The following is a 19,740-nucleotide window of genomic DNA, read 5'->3' as shown; positions in this document are numbered from 1 at the left end:
GAAACTATCATGTATAAACAACCATAGCCATTTCAGCTATGATATCTTCAATAAAATCAGCTCTATCTGATAAGGCCTGATTTTGAGCTGTTAACATCCGATTTTCTTTTTTCAGCGCGTCGATCTCCAACTGCTCCGGCGTCTTCGGTATCGGCTCCGGTTCTATATATTCCGCCTCGATCTCTTCCGGTGTCTTTTTTCGTATTACTTCGCCATCAAATTTATATAGCTTTGAATTACTAGAATATAATGTCCATTCTTCGACGGTAATAGGCAACGCCGTTTCCGGTATATTGTCGCCGTGTATCTCGTTTACGTAGAACCCAATGATTGCCCCCGAATCGTTTATATCTGCGTAATACTGAATTACTGGCGACTCTATATTTTGTTCTTCTCTCATAGTCAATCCCACCCCCTTATTTTCCTATCGCTCTCCAATGTATATATATCGGACTACTCGCACCATGTAAAAACTCAATGGAATTATTAAGGGCGGATGGAACGGATACCGCCACAGCCGGATTGCACACTCCGGTCGCTACAAAATTGAATATTGTGTTGAAGGCTACCGGAAATACCACCGATGTTGCTACCCCTGGATTCGCCAATACAACTCCCCATTGTTCAATAAATCCGTCTGCTGATTTTCTCAACCCGTTTATCGATAGGTTCAAAGTGTTATTAGCCGTTGTCCAAATCTCTGTCCAAGGCTTCCATACACCATCTACCTTTCCACGATAGTACTTTTTGTCCTGACCATAAGGTGTGAATGTTTGGGTCGCTATTTCGTCATGAAAGGAATACGCTTCATGTAAAACAAATCCACCTTGGGCATAGGGTAAATCACTCAAATCTATTTCCACATAATATAATCCGCCCTTCGTGATGTTATTAACGCCATAAGTCCAATTAGAGGATGCACGTTTAGTGTCTCCGTATATAAACCTCTCAGGCTTTATTCCACCAAGCAACATGGCCCCGGCTTCGCTATTCGCCGCTATTGCTCTTTCAGCGTCACTCAGGGCGTTATAAAAGGTATCAGCATGGGTAAGGGTGCTCGGATTGATAGGGACATTAGTAGATTTAACAGTTACACTATTATCTCCACTTTCTAGTACAATTGCACCGCTCGTTTGAATAGCCTCGGTGGAGGACGTTGGTGGTTTTATGAGTACCTGATAAGGCGTATAGCCTGCTGGCGCGAGGGCCTTAGGAACTTTATCAACCGAAAAAGTATTGAGAGCTGTCGGCGACCATATGGCACCATCTGACCACTTGGCGTACCACCGCTTGAAAACATCGCCCGCTGATCCATCCCATATCGCGCCCGCTGTGGTTCGCATTGTCCAGCCATAGAAATATGCTTTTATCTCGGCTACTGTTGGCGTATAAGAAGGGCCCCAACCACTATCAGCGTTGGGCACGTCTAAAAGAACACCGTTCGCGTATACCACCATTGAATCAACCGTACCGATAGCCACGGAAGTTAAATTTTCGAGCGGTTTACCATCGAATTTAGTTCCTACACCAACAAAAGTTTCGGCGACTGTCTCGGGCCCTCTTACGAATAAACGTTTGGAAGTCGGTGTAGTACCCGGAGGATCTATTGCCCATGAGTAGGATCCATCAAGTATTTTTTTACTCCACCGCTTAATCTTTTGATATTTTCCGCTTATATATTCCATTTTGTCTGCAATTGATCCGTCTGTATTACTGTATAACTCGGTATAAGCTGTTAGGATTGTTTTGCTTTGCGGTTTGAATGGTTGTGGCGTGTTACCCTCTGTAAGCATTGGATTTGTAAGTGTTTGACTCTCATTCCTAATGTCTACTGTAAAATGCGCATGAATAAAGTGCGCCTCTGCCGGCGCTATGTGCGTACCTTTAAATTTACGTTCCGCTTGACCTTCCGTTACAAGCCTAACATTATTGTTATCCGCCCAATAGATGAATAGTGCGTCTAACGCTCCCGCCGGTTTGTCGATAGTCCCGCCCAACGTGTAAGATTTTCCGGCAATTATAGGAGCACTTGTGTATATTTGCCCATAATTATTGTCACCCATTGATGTTAATTTTGCGACATATGGAGAAATGACTTCCACTTTAGCTGTGCCCGCTTTGAATACCTCCCATTCCGAAAGTGCCGGCAATAAGTTGTCTTGTATACTTGAAATGGTAACGTCTTTAATGCCATGTACACCTGTTCCTACATAGGGGTATTTCGTCGCTACTTGATCGGCTGTCATGCCGGCAATTTCAGCGCTTTCTTGTGCGGTTATTTCATACAGCCGTAATCCTTTAAAATAACCACTTGCTCCGACTACAGATGAATTAACTCTGAGTATAAATAGTTCCAGAGGGGGGTTGGTAATCACCTGATAGATAAAATTAAATTTTGTTTTATCCGTTGAGATTATTGCGGAACCCCGACCTTGAACATATATACCCACGCTATCGGCGGTGTCGTTTTTTACCTCCCCGGCTAAGAGATACCTCTTTGCTGTATTTAGTCTAGGAAGGGTTAAATATGCGTCTGCAAAATTTGGCGCACTTGCTACTGTTGATATCTTCAAGCTGCCATCACTCTGCGCTGTCAATACAGAGTTAACCTGTGTAAAACCCACCGCTTTATCGCCCTTCCCCAAGTCACCAAACATGTTAATCAGCGTCCGGCCAACAACCCTAGGAAATGCAAGTGCTGGAGCGCTAACCCCTTGTATGACTTGGGATCCAGCATTAATATTAGAGGTTAGCTGGCTTGAGGGACTTAGCTCGGCTTGAACATCAGTAACGTCAGTTTGTAAGTCTGCTACGTTGTCATTTACTACAACGGCAGCGGCGTCTACTCGCTCTACAGCCTCGTCAATCTTATCCCAGTTATCGTTCATCATCGTCTTGATATTGAACGTGTCGTTCTGGTCCAATGTTGGGTCTTTCTTAAGTAACTCGAGATGCTCTGTATTAGTTGACAATAGGTACACCCCCAGTGAAATTTGATAATTTGATTGTCTCTAATTGCTTAAGTGTCATGACGTTGTGGATTTCTCGGATCAGTAGATATCTAAATTTATATTCAAGCGCCATGTGTGCTGGTTTAATATCTTCTAGCGCTTGCTTTAAATCATCCAGATTTAGAGGTATTCCCATCGTATCGATAAAGGTAATAATAATTGTGTAATGCGGTATATCAACCCCGACTTCCAACGTCCCACCATCATAGGCTTGGGCTACGTTTTTGATCATTGATCCTGACACCTTACCGCTTCCACGCATCTTAGATATGATTACAGATCGTCTCTGATCGACTGGCTTTGTCTTATCAACTAAGATTTGAAGATCCTTCTCATATCGATCTAGGAAAATAGTAGATGTCTCAGGGTATGACTCATTCAGTAGCGTTTCGATATCCGAATACAGTGCATCAAACTCTACGCCTTCTGTGGCTGTCAGATTGTCCATCTCTACGATCTCAGCATAGTAATCGGGTAAATAATCCCTCAACCTTTCAACAGTGGTCATGACACACTCACCGTGCCTAAGACTGCAACAGAGTCCATTGTTATTTCGATATTTTGCGTCCCTTCGTTAACTAATAAGTTACTGTAATCAATTACGGGAGGGATCCCTAAGATGATGCTTTGAATCCGTGTATACCTTACCAGAGGATCGTTAAAGGCTAAATCCTTTAAATATTCCTTAGCCCCTGATTCTAGTAACTCTCTGACTCCCTCAATGGTAGCGCCTGAAGCAAGAACCACCGTAACAGATATACTAATTGGTACTTCTAAAGCTCCTACGACTGTTGCCTTAGCGCCTATCGGTGCTGCACCTTCTCCCATACCGTCTTGAGTAGGATCAATATACATCTGAACCGCATTAACAGTAGCTGCAGCAGGGGTTCGCATATCATTGTTTAATATGACTACTTTAACAGTGCCTTCTCCGTCCCAAATGGGAAATGCCCTAGCTCTGCCTACTCCTGGTATCTCCCTAGCCCACAACTCATACTGGTATCTGTTCCCCGAAGTAATTGGTCGGGATACTCTTTCTTGGTAATAATCATAAAGAGCCTGGTCTGTTTCTTGGTCCTGTCCAGCAACAAGCAACTCTGTGATCTCTCCACGTCCAAGATCATTAATGTAGTCGATGGGCAGTAGAGCACCAAAGTGACGACTCCCTTCTGATCCATCGGTTTCACATTCCAGACGGTAGTTACCTAATGAGAGCTTTTCAATTGCTTTATAATTCAAATCACCCAAGGACAATCTACTTCCAATCGGGATATCTAATAGAGCATTGCTGCCATTGTAGAACAAACCTCTTAACTGTGCCTTGCTTGCTTGTTTTCTTACAACACCAGACCAGGCGATAGCACGATCAAGATATTCACCGGTGGCTGTATCCGGAAAGCGGAAACTATCATTTGTGTCTAACTCGATATAATACTGAGCCAGTTCTAAAGCGGCCGGAGCCAAAGCATCATAGATAATACTTCCTTCACGCTTATCTACGTCACCTGGCACTCTGTCTAGCATTCGTTCTAATATATTTTCATAGGTTTGATCCTCATACAATGTTACCCACCTCCCTCGATTCTTGATATCTTCCGAATTCTGATTCAACAGTAAAGTTAATCAATGCATTATCAAGCTCATAGGCAAATTTAAAGCCTGTTACAGCCACGATTCGATCATCTTGGGTCAATGCTTCCTTTACCCACCGTTCGACCTCAGATTCAAACACTGAGCGCCCGCGATTGGCAGATAGATCCACCTCGCTACCAAAGTCATTACTGTAAATAAGATGTTCAAACCGAGTAGTTGAAAGAATCTTGAATACGACTTGCTTGATTGCTTCAAGTCCGTCAATGGTTTGGCTGCTGATTCTCTTGTTAACTAAATCAAGCTTATATGTCCTACTTGGTAGGGCAACCGGCTCTAACTCTTCATCTGACATCTCATAATCATTCTGCGGTATCACCCACTCACCACCTTGTCCATCACCACGAATTGTTGACCGCCTTGGACACGCAAGAGTATTACCTTGTCACCACTCTCTAATCCTTTTCTGATCACTAACTTATCTAGTAATGCTTCATCGGTATCAGGAAGGCCGCTCATTTTGTGAACGTGTTTCAAATCAATCTCAAAGCGCGTCATAGACTCCGGAACAACTAAAAAAGCCTCTGTTAAAGTTAGGCGCTGGTCCACGCTAATCTCTAAAGGGCTTATAGATGATACGGTGCCGAATTGTATTGCCACTGGGCTACTAGCCTCAATAACATCTAGTGCGGCTTGCTTAATAATATCTAGCATTATACCAACCTCAATTCCAATGACATCGTGTGATTCGTTCCACTCTTTTTATGTGTGCACTCATCAACCAAAAAGAATTTATTAATGCCGAATCGTGCGATATAAACATTTACATACATTCCAGCACGCAACCTAAAATCTCCAATAGCTTCAATCTTCATTGATCTAGTCTCTCGATTTTTGACAGCTATTAGCCTGGTTAAAATATCGTTGATCTGTGCGTCATTTAAACCTTCGTCCACACTTTGAGTCAGTTGCAGCAATCCCCACCTTTTTATGTGATTACTATCTTTGATCTTATATATGTCGCGTTTTCCAGAAGTCTTGTTATCTCGATATAAGATGACTTGGTTATAAGTCTCATCATCAATGGATTTGGAATAGGTGTAGCCAGTCATTAAACTACCCTCGCCGATTACAAAACCATATTTCATATTCGAAATATTCCGAAGTGTGAGCTTCCCAAAGTCGTCATAAAACACGAAATTAGTAGCATAAGCAATTAGGGTTTTATCTAGCGACTCACAAATCATGTCAAATAAGGATTTGTCATCGAAAAGCAACGCTGGTATCTTATATGCGCTATCATCTAACAAGCCGACTTTCAACTCAAAATCTTTGGCTATCTTTTGTATGATTTGAGTTGCAGTTTGCTTCTCGAATTTGTAGGTATGACTTACGTTCAAATACCTCATCTGGTCATAAGCAAGAATCTTTGCCTCTCCGCTTTTGCCTGTCTCAAAGCGAAATATATACCCGTAAAATACATTCTCAGATCCATCCTTGAACCTTACAATATCACCATTTTGATACTTGAATTTCTTGTTCTGATATATTCCTTCTTCAATGAGTGTGAATTCCAATGATGAAGCTTTGCCAATTCTACTTGTACGATAACTGATATCCTTTACGATATCTGATACATCCCATACATTCCCGTCTTTGTTATCGATCAGTATTTCCATGTGATCACCCCGGGAGTTTAATTACGGTCCCTATTTTCAGTTTCTTGGCTTGAGCATCCGTAATGCCATTCAATTTCTGGATCTCTTTATATCTCGATCCGTCTCCTAAATTCTTTTTGGCAATGATCCATAGCGTATCACCACTCTTAATAGTGACTGTCTTTGCCTTTGCGCGTTCATCAGCTCGTTTAGGTTCCGTTTTAGTAGCAGTTTTGGTAGTTGTTTTATTTGTGGTAGTCGTAGTTGCTGTTTTAGCAAACACTACTTTTCTGGCAGCGTAGAAGACAAACTCCTTCAATGATAGTTCGTATTCCCAATCACCTACAGCGCCGCCTACTTCTTTATAATTAAAATCCTCAATCGATACTGGAATGTTAATTTTCAAACTGTCACTGACATAGATAAAACGGATTGGACGCTTTTTGTTCATCCAATCCTCGATAAGCATAATAAAATCCGCTGGCTGTTCAAAACCAACGGACTGTATTGCAGATGACATTTCAGCTGGAAACACACCACTAAAGCTAATCTCTTTCAACTTAGGAGCCTTGATAACATTTATTTCGCCTAGCCCAGCAACATCATGCGTTTCTCCGTTCCCTGCACCTTCGATCTCAATTTCCTCAGGCAAAATAGGAATTTGAAAGAATACCTCGTGATTGTTATAGCTCAGTTCGATGCTATATTCAGCCATTAGGAGTACACCCCTTTAGCACTTGATGCAATGTCATCTTGTAGCTTGTTGGTTATTTTAGACACGATAGTATCTAGGTTAGTTTCGTTGTTGATCGGGCCTGTTTTAACTTGCACAGTAGGTGTGAGAGTAACGAAGTTTTGAATATTCTTCATCTCAGCTAGGTCACGCATCACTTTTAAATCCTCGCTAGATATGTCTACTTTGTCTTTGATCTTATCTACTGTACCTATGTTCTTTTTCTTTTTATCGTCAGCCTTTTTTCCAGCGTCAGCAGCGGCGTTTTTTCCGGCATTGGCAGCGGCATTCCATGCTGATAAGTCTTGATTATTATCTGTGCTCGGTAAAGACATGTCTAGATTATTCGCAAAATTAGCGCCACTTTTGTATCCGACATCGAATTGATCTTTGAGGTTCTTCGGATCCATGCGGTCAATACTAATAACATTTTTTGTGCTTGTCGGCTCTTCCCACTGATCCATTAAACCTTGTAATTTATCAGACATGGCGTTAACGTTGTCAGTGTCAAACATATCTGCTGTCCCTAAATCAATGCCTGTCATGTCTGCTATCTTTTTGCTCAGCCAATTAAACCCCTTAAGCACACCGTTGATAGCACCGAGGATTGTTTTCATAAACCCACCTGCAAAATCTTCAGCACTGCGAAGCATGTTTACCATCTGTCCTCCAAATGTCATCGCTAAGTCATAGATAAGCTTCTGTACTGCATACACAGGATCTATAAAGACATTGATCAAAAATTCAGCCACAGACGCAAAGATATTCCATATTAAAGCAACTTTATTGTAAATGACTCCGTAGAGTGTCGTGAATAGTCCGGCTATAAATCCAATGACTTCGCTGAAAGACACCCCGCATTTTTGAAGAATAAGTATGAGACCAATTACAGCAAGGCCTATCAAGACAATGGGCCAGTTAATAACTAGCCAAGCCGCAGCTTGTGCTAATAATGGTGGTACAGCAGCCCATAATGGCGGTATCATTGCCCAAAGTTTAGGTATCACAGCTAGCGCAATGGTCGTGCCAATACCTGCTAAGACAGCACTAATCTCAGGCCAGTAAGTCTGTATAACTTCCCATAACCACATTGCTCCATTTGCAAAGCCCACCACAAGCGTTGTGGCCCAAGCGAGCCCCGTACTTAAAGCATCAAAAAATGGCTGGAATGTTCCCGCTTGAAATGCTTCATTAATCATTGTTATCAAAGGTAGGAGTGCTTGAACCGCTGCACCCCCAGCCTCCGCAAATTTAGATTTAACATTATTCCCAAGAGTCTCCAATTGCTTGGCGGGGCTTGCCATCATAGTATCAAACGCAGCCTGACCCATCTTTTGCTTTTCTAACAATTTATCAAACGCTTTAATAAACCCATCCATATCTCCAGCTTTACCGAGCTTGTCAATATCAAAAGCTCTAATATCCACCTTTGACATATTAAATCGTTCCGCCAATGAAACGATATCGCCTGACATAGCTTCCTTCAATGCAAATGTAGCTCCTTCTATACCGTTTCCGGCACTATCGAAGGCATTCATTCTTTGTGCAAGGTTATTCAATTGCTTCAGCTGATCGGTATTTTGGGTCGTCGAGAAGAATGATAATGTACCTTGTAACGATTTATTGACATCTTGTCCAGCGGCCAAGGCATCCTGCTTGAACTGATCGAACATTGCCGTACCTATTCGTGCGTCACCTGTTCGAGCGATAAGCATATCTTTCATTTTCTGTTGTTCCATAGAACCACCCATAGTAGCTCCAACAAGCGCCTTTGCCCCGGCTATAGTCGCATAGGCCGCCACCATGCCCTTAATACTTTTTAACAGTCCGGAGCTCTCGCTTTTCCCTGTCTTGAGTGATTTATTAAATTTATTTTGACTGTTTGTTGCTTGGTCGATAGAACCTTTTATCGCTGCCTCCGCAGCCGCTATTTGCTTTTTGGCTGCTATCAAGCCTTTATCTACGTTCACATTTTTATTCGTGGCTTGCTGCATGTTCTGCATCGTTGATATCATCATGTTCATACTTGACGTTATACCCTTTAAGGGACCGCTCATAGCATCGAATAACTTCAGGCTTGATGATACAGTTGTCATTGTGCACCCCCTTTCTGACAATAAAAAAACACCCTGTGTAGTAGGGTGTTAAAATAAGGTGGTCATTAATACTTTATATAATTTATCATTGATTTCTAACAAACTCTTATTTCCGTCCTTATACTCTACAGCGACCACGTGGGTTCCTTTTTGCTTTGCACTAAGCCCTGCAAGCAGCCCGACTGGACCAAGGATAAACGATCCGACCAGACCTCTGCCGATAGCACTTGTGGCACTCTTCGTGTGTTCCTCACTCATCACTTCATACGATTCCACCACATCTTTGGTTAGCGTCAATGATTTAGTAAAACTAATGGCTATAATCAATCCATTTTTTGATGTGATCAATTTGCTTTTTTCGTACTCTCCAGCGATAACTGCGTTTTTCGCTCCCAAAGTCATTCCCCCTGAATAGGTCATATTTACCAACAACCTTAACAAATTAGAGGACTTTGGTCTACCCTTTTTTACGTCCTTTACCTTTTGTCTTTGCGCGTTCTTTCTTCTCTTTGTCGATCTTAACAGAGATCATAGCATAGATTGCAGCTTGTTCCTCCGCCCTCATCTTCATTAAGTCGTGCGGAAGTATGTGTAACTCATGGAGGGCGTAGTAAGCTAAGTTAGCCTCACCATCACCCTCCTCTATTAGTTTTTTACTTCTTCAACCAGCTCATTCATATCCTGATCAAAACCATTCATCGCTGTGACCTTTTCCATGAGTCCACTAAACTCTCCTGGTAGTAACATTTTGCGTAGAAGCTTCTCAGCTCCTATTACACCGTAAGATTTTTGAATCTCCGCATTCTTTAAATCCGGAAAAGTCACACAAGCAACAACCAATTTCGAAAGATATTCATTTTGATCAACATCAGATGTATAATTGCCGCCCTTTACTTTCGTTTTCTTCGTTGCAGACTTTCTTAATTCTTGGTTCTCGTCCTCACTGATCGAACGTAGTTTCCACTTAGCTGCCTTACCATCTTTATCCTTGAACCGTGGGGAGACCGCAAACTCCTCTGCCACCTCAACTGCTGCATTTTGTGCAAAAAACATACTTAAATCATTCATATATATAATTCCTCCTATTTAACCCAACGTTGGGGCTGCGAATTGGTCTAGTACATCTACATCATCAAAGGTGAAGTCAGTATCTTCTTCGAGTATTTCACTCTCTGTATCAATCTTGGCCATAATGACGCTATCTAAATTAACGCCTCTAAGTACCACAGTCTGCTTTCCGATCGTGGAACCTTCATCTTCATTTATGATAGTGATATCAAAGTACGTATCTTTACCTGTTTTGATATAGTCCAGCATTAATTGTCTGAAGCGAGAAGTGACATAGAAGATAGTCATACTACCTGTACCTGCCCACCCATTAGCTTTAGATTGCGTTCCACGTTTCCCTAGTACTTTGACCTCTGTTTTGTTTTTCTCAACAGTAGCTTCAAGAGTTTTAACATAAAACATTTCTTCGACTTGACCACCGATTGTTGCATATGCTCGTCCCTCTTGACCGGATATCGTATCCCCTGCGTTTAGGAATGACATACTACTTCACCTGCACTCTCATATATATTTTCTCAATTGAATCAACAGGCTGCACAAAAACTTCTGAATACACTGCATCAGATTCAACACCTTGGATAAATGAGACATCGTTCTGAGCATCAAAATTCTGCAATGCGTTGATGTTCTGTAATGTCGTAAAATAGCTGATCGCTTCACTTCTTAGTAGGTTACGACCATCAGCGTTATTGTCCACTTTACCGATATAGAATTTCTCGAAGATACTTTTCAGATCATTCGCTATACCATCCAACACTCTAATGACTCTATTCTTCCTGAATTGTCTGCCTTTTTTAACTGTGAAGCTATGAAGAGTATTAATATCCTGCTCAACAATCGCCCTACCATCGTTAGCTGTAAATACAAACTCTCCAGCATCTAAAGCAGCTATGATCTGTGTGTTGGTGTATCTCGGCGCAACGTCTACTGCATCGTCATACGCACTATAGGTGAGAGCTTCATTAACATTAGCCGCCGCTGTAGCCCCAGCCACCCATGCAATTGCTTGAGCGTTCGTAAGTGTTGTGCCATCAGACAGTACTACACCGTTTTTTACACTTATCACACCCTCGTAATCGGCGATAGGATAGTTCGGCACAACTGCCTGTACTTTCTTCCCTTCGTCCTCTCTGAGGCGCTTAACAAAGGCTGTGTAGACTGATTTCAGTGTGGTTTCATCAGTGGTCAATCCAACAGTCTGGAAGTCTTGCAACTCTACTGCAGCTAGGAATGCTGTGTGATCAGCATTTGTTACGACGCCATTGGTGCCACCTGTGAGTGGAAGCCCTGCTGTAACCGTTAAAGCACCTGTTCCGCTAAACACTACCCAATCATTCTCAACAAGACCTGCGAAGCCTGAGACAATCTGTGTATCTACTACAGCGCCTGATACCAGTGTATTAACATCGAATTTAGCAGGATCATCTATATTGGTCTGGATAATGATTGAAACGTCATTACCGCGCACACCACCGTATTTTGCTGTCACAGTCAAAGTTGTTAGTGTTGCAGTAGCTTTAACACCTTCGTTTAACCGATATAGCAGCAATGTCTTAGCTCGTTTAAGAGACTCACGAACTAATAACAATGAAGCATCTGTAATGTCATATCCAAGAGCGTCGAAAGTGTCTGCTCCTGCCTCTATAGCAATGAGCTGTTTAGATGGTCCCCAAGGTAATGTAAGAGCCAATGCAGTAATGCCACGCTCTCCTAAGGTTCCAAGTGGTTTCGGAACTGAACTAATGTCGATATATACACCCGGTCTTACTTTATTCTGTGTTACAAATGTGCCACCAGCCATATTACTTCACTTCCTTTCCCAAGAATGTATTTGTGATTGAATCAACTTGTTCAATCGTGTATGTCTTGTTATCTTCCAAGAGTCCATTCAAGATGTCTTTTTGTCCTGCGAATCTCTTGGAATCAGTGATTTGTGATTTGGTGTACCCTTGGGTAACTACCGGCTTATCATCAGCTTTAGCCATTTTTAATAAATCCCTCCTTGGTGAGAGTTTGCATCTTCGGATAATCTTGTTTTGGACGCATAACATGGAAATCGTATGAAACGAAAAAATGAAGCACACCGTCAACGATTTCATGATTCATCTTAGATCCGTGGTGCGGACCAGATATCCATTCCAGTACGTCATATAGCTTCTCAGCTACGTTGTGCATATCTTCATTTGCGCTATCCTTTGACAATGGGAAGTAATGCACATCAAATGTGTGATAGCGTTTATAGCGCCTGCCAAACTCCTTGTCTTGGGCAACGGGAAAGAGCTTAACAAAAAAGCAAGGCTCAATTAAGCCCTGCTTGATCTCTTCTTCATATATGGTTGCGACTGGAAAGGTTTGACTCAGTTTTAATATCACGCCATCCAACACATTATTTACTGTTACCACGGCTTCACCCCTTACGGCCGTTCATTAACTGCTCGAGCAACGCCATTTGTTTCTTTTCTAAATAACGAGGTAGCTCTCGTTCCATTTCTTGCATGGATATCGTCATCATGAATCGACCTTCTACCCAACCTGTCAGATCCTTGCCTGTACGGTGGCCATATTCCACAAAAGGTGCATATTCAGTGTTGTTGAATATCTCGACGACATAGGCACCGCCTTGTTTCTCAACTTTGCCTAATTGCCAATTACGCCTCAATTCTCCTGTATCACCTACAGGCGTTCGCTTTTTGATCTTTCGATCTGCGCGATAGGCCATCTCCAAAAGGAACTCTCGTATCCACCGATCGATTACACGTTGATCCACCGCCTTCTGGAATGTCTTTGCCATCTGTTCCATCTGCCCGAAGTCAAAACTTCCCCACTTAGCCATCAGGCTTTATCCTTACGCTGAATGCTGATCTCTCGGTGCGTTGAGTAGGGGAATGGTTCTCCTGCCGTATACAAGTGCTCTAGAGTCCCACGCGTTACGTTAATGGTGTCACCTTGCTTGATCTCTATGTCTGGCGAGATAAATAGCTTTGTTTCATATGAGATATTGTTAGCTGATTCAGTTTGTCCGTTGCTGCCTAGCGCCTTTTGAGAGACTCGGCAAGGCGTGTCAGTATACACAGCATACAGTTCATTCTTTGTGCTCCCATTTGGTTGTTTAACGGGTCCGTATCGACTCACTGTACATTTGTCCTCATATAGCTTTTCAAGCGCTCTGCGGTATCTTCTGAGGTTCATTTACCACACCACCTGACGGAATCGCACCAAGTCATTATGATGACCCACCATTGCCGTTTGTATCGCCGATCCAATAGATCCTCCTGAACCTTTACCAGGAGTAACAGAGGTATCACCGATCTTTACTGTTTCCCCACCACCCAAGAAGTCATCCAACTCTTCAATGTGACCTTGTTGCGCAGAAAAAGCACCCATTGTTATGGATGCCCATGTGTACATTAATGCTTCAGGTATCTGATTGATTGAGGAGCGATTAATATAATTGATGATGTGAAACCCAGCCTCGTCAATATAGGAACGCACGAGAAGATCATACTTCTCTGGTAGATTCCAACGGCGCTTAATGATAGCTTCTACCTTTTCGATTAGCTCAGTCATTGTTGTAACCCCCTATGCAAAGAAGCAGGGGTTATTCACCCACTGCTACCTTTTGAGATTCTAAAATAATTGCAAGGATGTCCTCTTTTTTGGTCGCATCGCCTAAATTAATTTCTTTAGACTTTGCATACTCTTTGAGCTCCTCCAGTTTCATTTCTTCGATCGGCTTATCTTCACTGATTACTGTGATATGCTGCTGAATGCCTAAAATATCTTTTCCATCGATCTCAAAAACTTCCCCTGCTTGGTATGTCTCGCCGTTATACCGCACAGGGATTTCAATAACTTCGACCTTTTTCATCTCTATTCACCCTCCTTATACCATTGGTTGTGCTTGGAATACGTTGTTAGCTTCAGGGAAAGACGGGATTGCCGTTGTAGCAGCTTTCGCCCAAGTGGATACTGGATCCAGACCTTCTTCGTACACCATACCAATTACATTCCCTACATTGGTCACCTCTTCGTTACCTTGACGTAACAAGCGGCTCTCCTCAGGTGTTGGACCGTACAAAGTCTCGCCTAAAGTGCTATCGCCAAACATAACGAATTTATTTTCAGGAAAGTACCGTTTTGTCGTATACGAACCATTTGATCCTTGAACGCGGTATTTGGCATCGTATGTTGCGATCGTTGGTAATTGGTGCGAAGCAAGGAAACTGTTTAGATCGCCCAACGTTGCGACACGTCCGCTATCTTTACCAAATAGATAACCGGTAATCTTCGAGTTGCGCAAAATTTGACTTGCAAGTTTATTAGAAGTGATGGCGCGTGTTGCTTTTTCGTCTAAGCTCGATGCCCAACGCTCTAGATCACCAATGATATCCTCGGTCCCTGTACCCCAAATAGCAGCACCTGCTAGGACCTCTTTATTAGCAGTAGGCACTTGGTAATCTACAGTTAACGTCCCACCACCATCAATATCAAGTGATAATTTACCATTGGCCAAAGCTTGCATACGCATAACCTCAACCTCCGCTCGTACATCTCCCACTGCTCGATCGATCAAATTAAACACTCTACCCACCAACGTCTGTTGCTCTTGTGGAGTGCGAGGAAATTGTAGTGCTATCAAATCTTTCTCTTTGATCTGATATTTCTTTTTAATATAAGCTGCTTCGAGTGCTTGGTCATTAAATTCCAAAGAACCGATCTCAGCTTCCGTATCAAATGCGTGAATCTTTGCTGCAACTGGCAAGTTACTAGCTCCTACCAGGTATTCGAATTCTAGAGTATCGTGCTTAACTTCCGGAAATAACGTCTCACCTAGATATGGGGTAAGCTCTCTCTCTTTCAGATAACTCAACACTGTCTTTTGATTAAATAGTTCAAAAATATCTGCCATTGTGGTTTTCCACCCTTCATTTTGGTTGTTTATTTAAATGTAATCTTTGTTAATGCAGTCTTAGCAAGTGCTGATGGTGCGACAGGTAACCGCGCTTCAAGGATATAACCCTCTACAATCAACGATCCCGGTTGTGGTCCATAAGTTACGTCCACATCGTTGTACAAAATACCCTTAGCTGATGCGTCATTAGTCGGTAACACCGTACCTGCTTTAACAACCTTCTTTCCATTTACAGCGGTCACCCCTACATCACTAACTAGCGTTGTGAATGACTGTAGGTCTGATGATGCCAAAAAGTTAACGTTACTATAATTTTTAATCCCTCTTACGTATGCCATTTAGATTCACTCCTTCTATTTTTTAACCCCATGGATTCAAGGCTTTTGATGCAGGTGCACCTTTTGAGTTAGCTTCTTTAGCAAAGTTACTACCAAGGTCATTTGGATCACTTTCTTTTTCTTTACCTTCAGGTGGCTTGGCTCCTTTGAACATCGGTGCTTTGTCTTCCTTTTTCTCCGCAAACAAAAAAGCCTTCGATTCGCGAAGACTCTTGATCTGTTCATCCAGTCCCGATTTAACGTTACCAGATTCGTCTAATTCAATTTTCGCTCGATCCAACAATCCAGCAACTAAATCAGGATCGTGTGTATCAGAGGCAAGAGCCAGCTTTAACGCTGTGTTGATCCTTAATACCTTTACATCTGCTTCATACTTATCTGATGCTGTCTTGTTGTCTGTCTGTAGCTGTGTTATTTGATCCTGTAGAGCTTTGTTATCACCAGTGGACTTCTTCAAGTCAACAAGTTGGGTATCTCGATCTTTCAGATCCGTTTCAGCTTGCTTCTTGGCTGTATTCACTTCATCAAACTTTTCCTTCGGGAACCAATTACCATCATTCACAACCGCCAGCTTCTTATCTCCAGCCTTCGCCACGATCTGGTTATACAATTCCTCGCCTAACAACTCTTTTAAATCCATCTATTCATCATTCCTTTTATGTTTTATTTACGTGTCCACCTCACGCTAGGATTACGTTCGATTTAACCCCGAACCTTTAAAGAGGGCAGCGCCTAGTTATATGCCATACGACAGGGCAAAAGAAAAAGCCGCCCAATTAAGGCGACTGATAATAATGATAATAAAAGCACCCTAACCGTTGTGGTTGAGAGTGCTTGTTAAGTCAGTTTAGATGCTAGCTTGTACACTGCAGTTACCTTCTCTTTAAATTTTACTTCGTCAAGATAATCACCTGACTGTAATCTCGCATTTTCATCTGGTTCAAAATATGAGCAATACTCCGGCATATCTTCGTTAAGCAAATCAGATAAGGGTTTGTTCTCTTTTTCTAACGCATCAAATTCGTTAAGTAATGCCGCAGGAAAATCAAAGGAGAATAACTCTGCGCTTAACGTTCCGTCTAAAAAATCTTTCATCATACCAACCAGCTTAACCGCAGCCATCCTTTACGCCTCCGTCCAGTCTATTTTCGGTTTGTTCCTCGTTACAATACTGACAATCTCGTTTGTATCCGAGGCTTGTATAATCGCAATGCCATTCTCGAACCTTACTTTATGACCGTTAGGTTGTAAAAATCCTGCCGGTTTATTAAGCATGTCTCGAATATCTTCTTTCTCGAAGATAACTTTTCCTGCACTTTGCTTTTGGCCTAGGGTTCTGTTTATCGCATGAACCGTAAACTCATGACCGTCTTTTTTAAAATATCGATAAGTATCTTTCAGTTTGTTTTTATACTCAACTGAATATTCACCTTTATCAATTTTATCAAAAGTATCGAATTGACGTTTTGTTGAAGCCCATTCATTAGCATTATTATACTTCATGTCTTGGAACGCGGCAAAGGATTTCGATGCATCTTTCCCTAAAACTTCCTTATGTTTAAGAAAGTTTTTCCTGTCAGCTGATTTATTCATAACTTTCTTTCTCATGATGTCTGCTTCATCTTTACCGTATTTATCTACTACGTGTTTCTGATACCAGTCTTCGTACTTCATATTATCAGGCACAAAGTAGGTGCTACCGTCAGGATCCATAGCTATCCGTTCGCCAAGACCCTCATCGTCATCAAAGTATGCAACAGTCGTTGTGCGACACCGTGCATGAAATGGAGGGTAGTTAACGTTTACCTCCATCTCAGATAGTTTAAATACCAAACCATCCAAACTCCTACACACTGAGCTTGTATGAGTATCTAGTGTTGCCAATACCTCGTATTGCTGAACAACGCCACTTTCCTTGTATCCGGCCATCGTTGCTTGCCCAGCGAAAAAAGCACTCTCAGTCTGAACTAGCCGTTCAGCGTTGGAGCGTGATACATTCATTCGTTCGACCACACTTTTAACGGTACGATCAATGCTATCACCGCGTATAAAGGATTGTGATAGATTCCTTTGAAGCTCTTTCCTCACTTTAGAGCGATCATCCCATATTCGTTGTGACCAGTTACGACCATCCAACCTTGATTCAAGGACAGATTTTAATCCATTATCATCTACGTGAGCAAATGAACCACCGATTCCTATGCCCTTATGGATCTCATAAATATTGCGGTAGTAGGTATCGGTATAGATGTCGCCTAATAGCTTCTCTGTACTTTCCTGCCGACTTCCTGCAAGCATTTCAGAGTGTTGCCCAATCTGAGTTTGTAACGCTTCTAACCGAGTCACACGAGTCTTGTAATACACATTGTTTAATTCTTGTGTCCATCGACCATCTGCGTTATCTTTCGCCTTCTCGGTAAACTCTTCAAGAGTCATCTTGAACTCTTTCAATTCGCCATTTGTTAGCTGCTTACGGGCTTCTGACATAGTGACTTCATTATTAGTCGAATAGCGTTGATAGAAGACCTCAATATCTCTTTGCATGCTCTTCGTAGCTTTGTCGTACTCTTTACGCTGCGCAATTTCAAAGGCATCTGCCTTGATAAATTGCCGCCGGGCTATTTGCTCACTGCGTTTCTTCCAGTAATCCGTTGGCTTCATTCTTCATCATCTTCTCGAGAGTCAGACCCGCCAACCCCAAAGCCAACAACATAAGTGGAGGTATAAGGATCACTCTCATTCAATGATTCAATCAGACGTGCGATACATTCTACTCGTGCGGGCTGATACTTTGAATGCTCGATGGTATCACATAACTCGCATATTAACTTTTCCACTTTAGCTGCCGTCTGGTTTGTTATCATCGGTACCACCTCCAATAATCTGCTCATTGGTGCCTAAGCTAGGGTAATCATCCATGACCGACTCTTGTTCTTTCTTTTTGCGGTCTAACTCAGCTTGCGTATCAGTCGTCCATGGATGATTTGCGATAATGGTTTCGTCCGAAAGTATCCCAACGCTATCTTTGGCATTGGTGATCGCCTCGGTTTCATTGATCAAGATATCCCGATTAAATAGGATGTCTACGTTAATGTCTGAATAATCAACCTTAGTTGTATTAAATATGTGCTGATCAATGAACCATATGAGCTGTTCCAATGCTGCTTGGAACTCATTCTCTATATCGTTAGCATCTAAGTCTAGGTCCCCATAAGAGAACCGAATAGCAGCCCCTGATTTATCACTGGCAAAGTCCTCTGTTTGTGTATCCAATCCTCTACCAAATTCATATATGTTCTTGCGTAGCATGCCTACATGAGTTTTAAAGGCTTCGGTGTCAATTGTAAGGCTTAACGTATCTACATCACCGTCACCACTTACTTTGATGGCTCTATATAATGAAAGGTTCTTCCTGAACTCTCCCAAATTAGCACCATCATAGTTCTTCAATACGTAGGTACTATTGGGTAAGTCCTCAAGGTTGTTAGCATTGTCTGACATGGTTTTATCGTAGTTATCGACCAATGTCTTCAACACTTTGACCAGTGGCATTTCCTCAGCGTTGTACTTAAACGGTATGAAGGGTATCTGCTCCCAGTTCAAAGGTTCTTCAACATCATCCGTACCCACAGCGACAAAGTGGCTTGTATCTGCCCCTGCGTCTTCATCTGGGATAAGGTGGCCCGTAACGCGAGAATCAATTTTATATCTCTTTACGCCTTCTGAGCTCCAATACTCAACCTTGGTAATTGCGATCTTATTCTTAGCCTCATACACTTCAACCTCATAGAATCGAATGACTGCATCCAATTCTGTATGAGCTGCATCTTTCCACAAAGGTACGATCTCTTCTGACGGGATGAGCTTGAAAGATAGCTCGCCTTTATCGTTGTAATACACCTGTATCCAACCAATACCTTTATTGATGGCATTCTTACCAACATTCCTCAGTAGTCGTTTGAATGACTTACCTAGATAGCTCTCTAACGCTTCCTTATAAGGATCGTTTCCATCTGTTTGAATACCGAATGGTTTAGATAGCAGATACCCCACCTTCTGATCCACAAGCTTACGAATGAAGCCATGAACAAGTTTGTTATTAGCTAGATTATCAACATCTACGATGCGACCACCTTCGCCTATTCCTGTCCTATGGTTCTTCAAGATGTCTGTCTGCATCTCGTAATACTCTTGACCTGTTAGCATAAGTTTGCGGCGTTCTGAACCTTTAAAATCGCTTATCTCTTGTGTGATGATCTCTCGTAACGTCATTGGTGCATTGTCGTCAAGGTTACGAATAATATCTTGTGTTGTATTCAAGGCTTAACCTCCCT

26 protein-coding genes are annotated in these 19,740 nt (G+C 42.2%); all 26 read right to left on the bottom strand.

Annotation, left to right across the window (positions count from 1 at the left end; genetic code table 11):
* Positions 1 to 7: 7 nt before the first annotated feature.
* Positions 8 to 400 carry a hypothetical protein gene (locus J2T13_RS17995; protein WP_429373739.1) on the bottom strand — a complete coding sequence of 131 codons (393 nt, stop codon included), beginning with the start codon at positions 398 to 400 and terminating at the stop codon, positions 8 to 10.
* A gap of 16 nt (positions 401 to 416) precedes the next feature.
* On the bottom strand, positions 417 to 2,972 hold the full coding sequence (locus J2T13_RS17990) for a pyocin knob domain-containing protein (protein WP_429373737.1): 2,556 nt from the start codon (positions 2,970 to 2,972) through the stop codon (positions 417 to 419).
* Positions 2,962 to 3,519 (bottom strand): putative phage tail protein, encoded by a 558-nt coding sequence (locus J2T13_RS17985; RefSeq protein ID WP_429373735.1) that lies wholly within the window; start codon positions 3,517 to 3,519, stop codon positions 2,962 to 2,964. Before J2T13_RS17985 ends, J2T13_RS17990 begins: the two co-directional genes overlap by 11 nt.
* Entirely contained in the window at positions 3,516 to 4,574 is a 1,059-nt protein-coding gene (locus J2T13_RS17980; RefSeq protein WP_429373733.1) for a baseplate J/gp47 family protein, read from the bottom strand. The genes J2T13_RS17985 and J2T13_RS17980 overlap by 4 nt, the downstream gene beginning before the upstream one ends.
* Complete coding sequence (locus J2T13_RS17975) at positions 4,567 to 4,980, bottom strand: DUF2634 domain-containing protein (protein ID WP_429373731.1); 414 nt, start codon at positions 4,978 to 4,980, stop codon at positions 4,567 to 4,569. Before J2T13_RS17975 ends, J2T13_RS17980 begins: the two co-directional genes overlap by 8 nt.
* Positions 4,977 to 5,315 (bottom strand): DUF2577 domain-containing protein, encoded by a 339-nt coding sequence (locus J2T13_RS17970; RefSeq protein ID WP_429373729.1) that lies wholly within the window; start codon positions 5,313 to 5,315, stop codon positions 4,977 to 4,979. Before J2T13_RS17970 ends, J2T13_RS17975 begins: the two co-directional genes overlap by 4 nt.
* On the bottom strand, positions 5,315 to 6,280 hold the full coding sequence (locus J2T13_RS17965) for an XkdQ/YqbQ family protein (RefSeq protein ID WP_429373727.1): 966 nt from the start codon (positions 6,278 to 6,280) through the stop codon (positions 5,315 to 5,317). The genes J2T13_RS17970 and J2T13_RS17965 overlap by 1 nt, the downstream gene beginning before the upstream one ends.
* A gap of 4 nt (positions 6,281 to 6,284) precedes the next feature.
* Positions 6,285 to 6,974: a LysM peptidoglycan-binding domain-containing protein gene (locus J2T13_RS17960; RefSeq protein ID WP_429373726.1), complete on the bottom strand. Its 690-nt coding sequence runs from the start codon at positions 6,972 to 6,974 to the stop codon at positions 6,285 to 6,287.
* Positions 6,974 to 9,088, bottom strand: coding sequence for a hypothetical protein (locus J2T13_RS17955; RefSeq protein WP_429373724.1), 2,115 nt, complete (start codon positions 9,086 to 9,088; stop codon positions 6,974 to 6,976). Before J2T13_RS17955 ends, J2T13_RS17960 begins: the two co-directional genes overlap by 1 nt.
* Positions 9,089 to 9,136: 48 nt before the next feature.
* Complete coding sequence (locus J2T13_RS17950) at positions 9,137 to 9,490, bottom strand: hypothetical protein (protein WP_429373780.1); 354 nt, start codon at positions 9,488 to 9,490, stop codon at positions 9,137 to 9,139.
* A gap of 243 nt (positions 9,491 to 9,733) precedes the next feature.
* Entirely contained in the window at positions 9,734 to 10,156 is a 423-nt protein-coding gene (locus tag J2T13_RS17945) for a phage tail assembly chaperone (RefSeq protein WP_429373722.1), read from the bottom strand.
* Between the two features lie 18 nt (positions 10,157 to 10,174).
* Complete coding sequence (locus J2T13_RS17940; RefSeq protein ID WP_429373720.1) at positions 10,175 to 10,639, bottom strand: phage tail tube protein; 465 nt, start codon at positions 10,637 to 10,639, stop codon at positions 10,175 to 10,177.
* Between the two features lies 1 nt (position 10,640).
* Complete coding sequence (locus J2T13_RS17935) at positions 10,641 to 11,957, bottom strand: phage tail sheath family protein (RefSeq protein ID WP_429373718.1); 1,317 nt, start codon at positions 11,955 to 11,957, stop codon at positions 10,641 to 10,643.
* Between the two features lies 1 nt (position 11,958).
* Positions 11,959 to 12,141: a hypothetical protein gene (locus tag J2T13_RS17930; RefSeq protein ID WP_429373716.1), complete on the bottom strand. Its 183-nt coding sequence runs from the start codon at positions 12,139 to 12,141 to the stop codon at positions 11,959 to 11,961.
* Entirely contained in the window at positions 12,134 to 12,559 is a 426-nt protein-coding gene (locus J2T13_RS17925; protein WP_429373714.1) for a phage tail terminator family protein, read from the bottom strand. Before J2T13_RS17925 ends, J2T13_RS17930 begins: the two co-directional genes overlap by 8 nt.
* A 4-nt stretch (positions 12,560 to 12,563) precedes the next feature.
* The gene (locus J2T13_RS17920; protein ID WP_429373713.1) at positions 12,564 to 12,989 is read right to left on the bottom strand and encodes an HK97 gp10 family phage protein; all 426 of its coding nucleotides are present in this window, start codon (positions 12,987 to 12,989) and stop codon (positions 12,564 to 12,566) included.
* Positions 12,989 to 13,345: an ABC transporter ATP-binding protein gene (locus tag J2T13_RS17915; RefSeq protein ID WP_429373711.1), complete on the bottom strand. Its 357-nt coding sequence runs from the start codon at positions 13,343 to 13,345 to the stop codon at positions 12,989 to 12,991. The genes J2T13_RS17920 and J2T13_RS17915 overlap by 1 nt, the downstream gene beginning before the upstream one ends.
* Positions 13,346 to 13,723, bottom strand: a complete 378-nt coding sequence (locus J2T13_RS17910) for a DNA-packaging protein (protein ID WP_429373710.1) — start codon at positions 13,721 to 13,723, stop codon at positions 13,346 to 13,348.
* 31 nt (positions 13,724 to 13,754) lie between these two features.
* Positions 13,755 to 14,024, bottom strand: coding sequence for a hypothetical protein (locus J2T13_RS17905; protein ID WP_429373708.1), 270 nt, complete (start codon positions 14,022 to 14,024; stop codon positions 13,755 to 13,757).
* Positions 14,025 to 14,039: 15 nt separating this feature from the next.
* Positions 14,040 to 15,065, bottom strand: a complete 1,026-nt coding sequence (locus J2T13_RS17900) for a major capsid protein (RefSeq protein ID WP_429373706.1) — start codon at positions 15,063 to 15,065, stop codon at positions 14,040 to 14,042.
* A gap of 29 nt (positions 15,066 to 15,094) precedes the next feature.
* Positions 15,095 to 15,406 carry a hypothetical protein gene (locus J2T13_RS17895; protein WP_429373704.1) on the bottom strand — a complete coding sequence of 104 codons (312 nt, stop codon included), beginning with the start codon at positions 15,404 to 15,406 and terminating at the stop codon, positions 15,095 to 15,097.
* A 22-nt stretch (positions 15,407 to 15,428) separates the two neighbouring features.
* A complete protein-coding gene (locus J2T13_RS17890) occupies positions 15,429 to 16,046 on the bottom strand; it encodes a phage scaffolding protein (protein WP_429373702.1) in 618 nt (205 codons plus the stop codon).
* Positions 16,047 to 16,243: 197 nt separating this feature from the next.
* Positions 16,244 to 16,528 (bottom strand): hypothetical protein, encoded by a 285-nt coding sequence (locus J2T13_RS17885; RefSeq protein WP_429373700.1) that lies wholly within the window; start codon positions 16,526 to 16,528, stop codon positions 16,244 to 16,246.
* A gap of 3 nt (positions 16,529 to 16,531) precedes the next feature.
* A complete protein-coding gene (locus tag J2T13_RS17880) occupies positions 16,532 to 18,067 on the bottom strand; it encodes a minor capsid protein (protein WP_429373698.1) in 1,536 nt (511 codons plus the stop codon).
* Complete coding sequence (locus J2T13_RS17875; protein ID WP_429373696.1) at positions 18,064 to 18,270, bottom strand: hypothetical protein; 207 nt, start codon at positions 18,268 to 18,270, stop codon at positions 18,064 to 18,066. Before J2T13_RS17875 ends, J2T13_RS17880 begins: the two co-directional genes overlap by 4 nt.
* Positions 18,245 to 19,726 carry a phage portal protein gene (locus tag J2T13_RS17870; protein WP_429373694.1) on the bottom strand — a complete coding sequence of 494 codons (1,482 nt, stop codon included), beginning with the start codon at positions 19,724 to 19,726 and terminating at the stop codon, positions 18,245 to 18,247. Before J2T13_RS17870 ends, J2T13_RS17875 begins: the two co-directional genes overlap by 26 nt.
* Positions 19,727 to 19,740 lie beyond the last annotated feature (14 nt).

The organism is Paenibacillus sp. DS2015, from assembly GCF_050433705.1.
In the GTDB taxonomy this organism is placed as follows: Bacteria; Bacillota; Bacilli; order Paenibacillales; family Paenibacillaceae; genus Paenibacillus_AQ.
The sequence above is the reverse complement of the archived record's forward strand: the minus strand, read 5'-3'. Positions and strand labels throughout refer to the sequence as shown.

Excerpts from the sequence above, each read along its gene's own strand:
- J2T13_RS17995 (WP_429373739.1), bottom strand. The coding sequence starts at position 400 with ATGAGAGAAGAACAAAATATAGAGTCGCCAGTAATTCAGTATTACGCA.
- J2T13_RS17985 (WP_429373735.1), bottom strand. The coding sequence starts at position 3,519 with ATGACCACTGTTGAAAGGTTGAGGGATTATTTACCCGATTACTATGCT.
- J2T13_RS17970 (WP_429373729.1), bottom strand. The coding sequence starts at position 5,315 with ATGCTAGATATTATTAAGCAAGCCGCACTAGATGTTATTGAGGCTAGT.
- J2T13_RS17965 (WP_429373727.1), bottom strand. The coding sequence starts at position 6,280 with ATGGAAATACTGATCGATAACAAAGACGGGAATGTATGGGATGTATCA.
- J2T13_RS17960 (WP_429373726.1), bottom strand. The coding sequence starts at position 6,974 with ATGGCTGAATATAGCATCGAACTGAGCTATAACAATCACGAGGTATTC.
- J2T13_RS17955 (WP_429373724.1), bottom strand. The coding sequence starts at position 9,088 with ATGACAACTGTATCATCAAGCCTGAAGTTATTCGATGCTATGAGCGGT.
- J2T13_RS17950 (WP_429373780.1), bottom strand. The coding sequence starts at position 9,490 with ATGACTTTGGGAGCGAAAAACGCAGTTATCGCTGGAGAGTACGAAAAA.
- J2T13_RS17945 (WP_429373722.1), bottom strand. The coding sequence starts at position 10,156 with ATGAATGATTTAAGTATGTTTTTTGCACAAAATGCAGCAGTTGAGGTG.
- J2T13_RS17940 (WP_429373720.1), bottom strand. The coding sequence starts at position 10,639 with ATGTCATTCCTAAACGCAGGGGATACGATATCCGGTCAAGAGGGACGA.
- J2T13_RS17935 (WP_429373718.1), bottom strand. The coding sequence starts at position 11,957 with ATGGCTGGTGGCACATTTGTAACACAGAATAAAGTAAGACCGGGTGTA.
- J2T13_RS17930 (WP_429373716.1), bottom strand. The coding sequence starts at position 12,141 with ATGGCTAAAGCTGATGATAAGCCGGTAGTTACCCAAGGGTACACCAAA.
- J2T13_RS17920 (WP_429373713.1), bottom strand. The coding sequence starts at position 12,989 with ATGGCTAAGTGGGGAAGTTTTGACTTCGGGCAGATGGAACAGATGGCA.
- J2T13_RS17915 (WP_429373711.1), bottom strand. The coding sequence starts at position 13,345 with ATGAACCTCAGAAGATACCGCAGAGCGCTTGAAAAGCTATATGAGGAC.
- J2T13_RS17910 (WP_429373710.1), bottom strand. The coding sequence starts at position 13,723 with ATGACTGAGCTAATCGAAAAGGTAGAAGCTATCATTAAGCGCCGTTGG.
- J2T13_RS17905 (WP_429373708.1), bottom strand. The coding sequence starts at position 14,024 with ATGAAAAAGGTCGAAGTTATTGAAATCCCTGTGCGGTATAACGGCGAG.
- J2T13_RS17900 (WP_429373706.1), bottom strand. The coding sequence starts at position 15,065 with ATGGCAGATATTTTTGAACTATTTAATCAAAAGACAGTGTTGAGTTAT.
- J2T13_RS17895 (WP_429373704.1), bottom strand. The coding sequence starts at position 15,406 with ATGGCATACGTAAGAGGGATTAAAAATTATAGTAACGTTAACTTTTTG.
- J2T13_RS17890 (WP_429373702.1), bottom strand. The coding sequence starts at position 16,046 with ATGGATTTAAAAGAGTTGTTAGGCGAGGAATTGTATAACCAGATCGTG.
- J2T13_RS17885 (WP_429373700.1), bottom strand. The coding sequence starts at position 16,528 with ATGGCTGCGGTTAAGCTGGTTGGTATGATGAAAGATTTTTTAGACGGA.
- J2T13_RS17880 (WP_429373698.1), bottom strand. The coding sequence starts at position 18,067 with ATGAAGCCAACGGATTACTGGAAGAAACGCAGTGAGCAAATAGCCCGG.
- J2T13_RS17875 (WP_429373696.1), bottom strand. The coding sequence starts at position 18,270 with ATGATAACAAACCAGACGGCAGCTAAAGTGGAAAAGTTAATATGCGAG.